The following is a 6,062-nucleotide window of genomic DNA, read 5'->3' as shown; positions in this document are numbered from 1 at the left end:
TCGCACTGAATGTTAGTGTTCATGCTTGCTACTGTTTGGTTACAAAACCAAGGTGATCTTAACTTAGTAGGCAATGCTGCTGGTTCGTTTGGTGTACGAACAATACATGTAGCTGGTCCGTAAGATTCCCAAACATTATTTCTAAAAATTGCAGCACGAATATTATAGTTTTTAGCCCAATTGAATCCGCGGTTGGTAGGATGATCAAAAGTAAAAGCCGCTGGATTAAAAGTATTGTTACCACTAGTAACAACTCTAACAACATTTGCCTCATCTGTTACCTCGAAACGATATTGTGCAGCTCCTGCAATTGGTTGACATTGAATAATTTCGTTAAGGAAACGAAGTGTTCTTCCACATTGTATAACTTGAGGAGTTGCCGCTCTATAAAAATAGATATTATCTACATAAGAAGTGTTTGGGTTAGCTCCAAGAGGATTGAAAAAATCAAAAAAGGAAACGTTTGTCAAATTTAATGATTGCGGCGCATAAGCCGACAAAAGAATATCAACGCTTGTCCATCCATTTATAGGAGTACCTACTACTACTGCTTTGTCATTCAATCTAAACTGCCATGAAGCTTGATTTAAGGCGTAAACATCTATATGCAAAGTAGTCATTTCTGAAACATTAGTAGCAGTAAACGGAAGTCTATATGTTGGTGAACCAGTAAGTAATCTGGTATTGTTACCAGAAATAGAAACGTCAGTTCCAACTCCACCCCATGATGCAGATGAAGAAGTTGTATAAGAGTTACTATACAGAGATATTACATCCCAAGCATTTCTTGCTGGTGGTGTAGGTGCTGCCGGAGGTGTTACTGATAAAACAGCAGTTCTTGTAGCAGTACCATAAGCACCATTGGTTGCTTGCGTTGCTGTAATAGTAGAATTTCCTGCTCCTATAACCGTAACAGTATTTCCACTGATAGTTGCTACAGCAGTATTACTACTTGTGTAAGTAAAAGCACCAGCACTGTTAGAAGTTGGATTAGATAATACAAACGGCGCAGCTCCCAATAATTTAGCAGGAACTGTGAATGTTCCTAAAGTTGGTGGTTCTGCACTAGCAGGTCTGTAAAAATAAACATTTGTAATGAATAAATTTGCGTTTCCGTTAGTCACAGGAACAATCCATTTTAAATTAGCTAAATTAGTAGCAGTATAAGTACTTAAAGCGATATCATACGAATTCCAAGCGCCTCTAATTTTACTAAAAGGAACTTCAATTTCGTTATTACTACCATTTGTAGCTTCTAGTTTTACTTTGAATGAAGTAAAATCTGGAGACCAAACATCAATATGTAAATGGGTCATGCCCGAAACGTCTAGGTTGTTAGCACCATTTGGAGCAATACCAGAAAACGTATGTGTAGCATATTTTTTAACAACACTATTATCAGCTAAAGTTTGATCGGTAATTACTGCAGCTGAATTAAAGTTACTAAAAACAACACCTGCCTGATTGGTATAGGCAGTGCTATATTGAGATAGTACATCCCAAGCATTCCTTGCTGGTGGCGTTGTTGGTCTAGCTACAGGAGTAGTAGGGCCAGTTACAGTAAAAGTTGCAGTTGTTGTACCTACACCATAACTACCTTCAGCAGCTTGTGATGCAGTAATGGTACTAGTACCCATACCTACTATAGTAATAGTGCTTCCGCTGATAGTTGCTACACTTTGATTGCTACTGGTGTAAGTAATAGCTCCAGCACTATTTGTAGTTGGCGGAGTTATGGCAAAAGCAGCATCACCTACATCTTTTGTAGCAACTGTAAATGCTCCAAATGTTGGAGGAACGGTTGTCGCTGCTCTATAGAAATAGATGTCATCCATGTAAACTACTTTAACAGGGGCAGCAGCTCCAGTTGGATTATTTAAATCAAAAAAGCTAATGTTTGCTAAATTTAATCCAGTATATACTGATAACGGAATGTTAAACTCAACCCAGCCATTTAAAGCGATGCTCGACTCAACTCTTCTATTACCTTGTATTTCAAACCACAATTGATTTTGATTGATCGTATAAACAGATAAATGCAATGTTGTCATTCCAGCTGTTGTTAAATTAACAGGTGTAAATGCCAATCTAGCCAATGTAAATCCATCAAAGAATCGTGTGTTATTTCCTGAAATTGAAACATTCGTTCCGTTTTGCCATCCAGCACCAGCTGTTGCTGTGTAATTATCACTATATAGTGAAACTACATCCCAAGCATTTCTTGCTGGTTGCGCAGGTGCTGCAGGAGGTGTTACTGTTAAAACAGCAGTTTTTGAACCTGCACCATAACTTCCATCAGCAGCTTGCGTTGCTGTTATCGTAGCAGATCCAGCACCTACAACCGTAACAGTACTTCCACTAACAGTTGCTACAGCACTATTATTACTTGAATACGTAAAAGCACCAGCACTATTAGAAGTAGGAGCAGTCAAAGTAAATGCAGCATCACCCAATAATTTTCCAGGAACTGTAAATGTACCTATAGTTGGTGGTTCTGCAGTTGCTGCTCTGTAAAAGTACATGTTATCCATGTAAACTGTTTTTCCGCCAGAACCAACAATTTTAAATTCTTTTAAAGCTGTTGTTGTAAAACCAGATTGGCTTGTCCATGCAGTTAAAGGAATGTCATAACTAACCCATTGTCCTAGCGTTAATGCACCATAAGGTGCAGCTAGCGCCACAGATCTTTCGCCTGTAGTGTTGCTAATTTGGAAGAACTGTAATGAAGTTTCATTAAATGTCCATACATCTACGTGAAAGTGTGTCATAGCTGAAACATCAGCGTTACTGCCAAAAACAATTCCTTGATAATTTAAATTCGAAGCACGCCAAACATTGTCTGATCCCGCTGTAACAACAGCGCCAGTACCAGCTTGACCCCAACCAGGGTTGTAATTTCTTGTTCCCGGAATTACGGTGTAAGATGCATCACTGAATACGCTTTGTACATCCCAAGCATTTCTTGCCGGAGGAGCTGTTGGTCCTGCAAGAGGAACATTAGAGCCTACAGTTAAAGTTGCCGTTGCAGTACCTGAAGTAAAACAACCATTAGCTGCCTGATTAACAGTAATAGTAGAAGTACCTGCTCCTACAAGAGTTACCGTACTGCCACTAATTGTTGCTACACCTAGATTACTACTAGTATAAGTAAACGCACCTGGACTAGCAGAAGTTGGAGCTGTTAATGAAAATGCTGCATCACCAGTAACTTTTCCAATATTGTTGAAATTTGTTATTGTTGGTGTACCGCCTGAATAAAAGTATACGTTATCTATATAAATTTGACGTGCAGTACCACCGCTTTGTTCAAATTTTATTCCGTTGATGTTAGTGAAACCAGTTCCATAAGCTGTTAATGGAATATCAAAAGAATTCCATCCTGTTACTAATGGACCAATTGAATAGTTTCTGTCAGATGGAGCCAACAAATTCAATATCATTGTAGTCATCGGTGTGTTAACATAAATATCTACGTGTAACGTTGACATTGTAGATACGCTGAAATTAGCACCGCTTGTTACCAAACCAAAAAAACCTAAATTATTAACTTGGATACAAGTATTTGTGCCATTCGCAAAACTAAAGTTTGAGCTAGTTGAACCTGTTGACCAACTTGCTTGCGATGTAGCAACTACATTAGCATAGGTTGTAGGTGTACCCGTATACATAGAAACTACACATCCTGGATCTCTTACTGGAGGAATAGGAGAAGCTCCTGGAGCAGGGAAATTTACTACCAAAGAAGCTGAAGCAGTTCCAGCACCATAAACGCCTGTTACAGCAGCTTGAGTTGCAGTAATGGTAGCAGTACCACCACCAACTATTGTTACGGTGTTGCCACTAATAGTTACAATACCAGCTGGACTTGCACTATAAGACCATGCGCCACTGCTGTTAGAAGTTGGATTAGTTAATGTAAAGTCAGCATCCCCAACTGTTTTCGGGCTTGCTACTGTAAACGCACCAATTGTTGGTGGCTGATCAGTTGCTGCTCTGTAAAAGTAAATATTATCTAAATAAACTTGTTTTACAGGCGCAGCAGCTCCCGTAGGATTGTTTAAATCAAAGAAACTTACATTTCCTAAATTTAAACCAACGTAGTCGGTTAGAGGAATATCAAAACTTACCCAATTATTCAAAGCAATGCTCGACTGTACTTTTCTATTACCATTGATTTCTAACCAAAGTTGATTTTGATTTTTAGTATAAACATCGATATGCAATGTTGTCATTCCGGTTACACTTCGCGCTGCAAAAGCTAATCTAGCTAAGGTAAAACCATCAAAAAACCGTACATTATTACCAACTGCTGTCAAAACATCAGCTCCGGCTTGCCAAGTTGCTCCACTTGTAGGAGTATAAGAATCGCTATATAACGAAACCACATCCCAAGCATTTCTCGCAGGTGGTGTTGTAGCTGAAGGCGGAGGAGGGAGTGTTACTGTTAACGTAGCAGTAGTTGAACCCGCATTATAACTAGCATTTGCAACTTGACTTGCAGTAATAAGAGTAGTACCAGCACCTACAATAGTAACAAGTCCTGTGTTAGCATCAATAGTTGCTACACCAGGTGTCCCACTCGTGTAGGTAATTGCAACAGGACTATCAGAAGTAGCAGTTGCCGAAAACGCAGCATCTCCTACTACTTTAGGCCCAACTGTATATGTACCAAATGTAGGATTAATTTTACATGGGCTACAAGTTGCACCTCCACAGTCTATACCTGTTTCATCACCATCTTGGATAAAATTGGTACACTGCGTAGCAGTTCCTGCTACTAATGTAATATCATCAAAAGTTACACCAGCTGTACTACCACTACTTGTTGTTCCAGCCATATGGAATTGCATCTCAATATTAGCACCACCTCCTGCACCAGCAGTGAAAGTACGCGTATAGACTGTCATAGTAGTTGTAATGGGAATAGAAATAGCGTTAAGTACTCCCCAAGATCCTCCATTTGCCTGAAGTTGAAATAAAATGTTTCTGTTAGCTGTTGCTCTAGCTCTAAAAGTAACAGTGTAGGTTTGTCCGCTTGTTATTGTCAAGAAACTACCTCCATTTGTATTTGAGCGTTTAAGTTCTGTATCCCAATTATTCCCAGCCCCACTGGTAGAAGAGAAAACCAGTTCGCCACCCACACGTGACCCTGTGCCAGTAAAAGTCCATCCAGTAGTGTTACTGTCAAAATATGAATTCGGTATCATATTTTGCGATTGTCCTAATGAAATAGTCATTAAGAAGAGTAATAAAAATAGTTTTTTCATAATAAATTTTTTTTGGTGAATGATTAATATATCGTTGTAGTGAAATTAGTAAAGTGTAATTAAAAAAAAAGGTTTTGCACATATACAATAACTATACAATGTTTTTTTTTTATTATAAAATTTCTTAAGTATCTGTAAATTCAATCGTTTTTGAAGCTTTTGACACCTCAGAAACAACCTGTTTTTTTTTAATAAATAATGTGATGTTATGTAAATGTTGTGCTAATGTATAGTTTTTGGTTCCTAATTATGTTGCTACTTTAGATTAAATTTTGTAATTATTGTAAAAAAAACGTCTTCAAAATAGTGTTTACTGATTTATGTATGCCAAAAAAAACACTTTTCATAATTTTTTATTTGTAAAAATAAGAAAATCAGTATGCATGTCTTTTTTTTAACGCGTTTTTTTATTTTTAAAGTCAGTTTTCAAAAAAATGATTTAAGAATAAAATATCAATTAACTTGAGAAAAAAAGTTGTAAAAAAAAACCTCTTCATTACTGAAGAGGTTTCTTTAAGAAAATTAATTCTAAAATTATCTTTTAATCATTCGAATTGATTTCACATTTTTACCTTGAGATACAACTAAATTGTAAATACCTGTTGGATAATTGCGTCCTATTTGTTGAACGCTCAATTCTGAAACTGAAGATTTGCGAACTTCTAGTTGACGTCCAATCATATCATACACTTTCATCTCAACTTGATCGTCGCTTGAACTCTCGATGTCTAAACTAAAGTGCGTTGCAAAAGGATTAGGGAATGCTTTTACGTTAAAGATGCTAGAAGTATTTGT

2 protein-coding genes are annotated in these 6,062 nt (G+C 37.4%); both read right to left on the bottom strand.

The genetic code is table 11. The features are described from left to right. Positions 1-5,267 (bottom strand): beta strand repeat-containing protein (locus ACFQ0S_RS11610; RefSeq protein ID WP_379819102.1); only part of this gene is annotated, 5,267 nt, incomplete at its 3' end. 534 nt (positions 5,268-5,801) lie between these two features. Next, on the bottom strand, positions 5,802-6,062 hold a 261-nt coding region (locus ACFQ0S_RS11605), incomplete at its 5' end, for a T9SS type A sorting domain-containing protein (RefSeq protein ID WP_379819101.1).

Origin of the sequence: Flavobacterium myungsuense, assembly GCF_042677265.1 — a bacterium.
In the GTDB taxonomy this organism is placed as follows: domain Bacteria; phylum Bacteroidota; class Bacteroidia; order Flavobacteriales; family Flavobacteriaceae; genus Flavobacterium; species Flavobacterium myungsuense.
The sequence above is the reverse complement of the archived record's forward strand: the minus strand, read 5'-3'. Positions and strand labels throughout refer to the sequence as shown.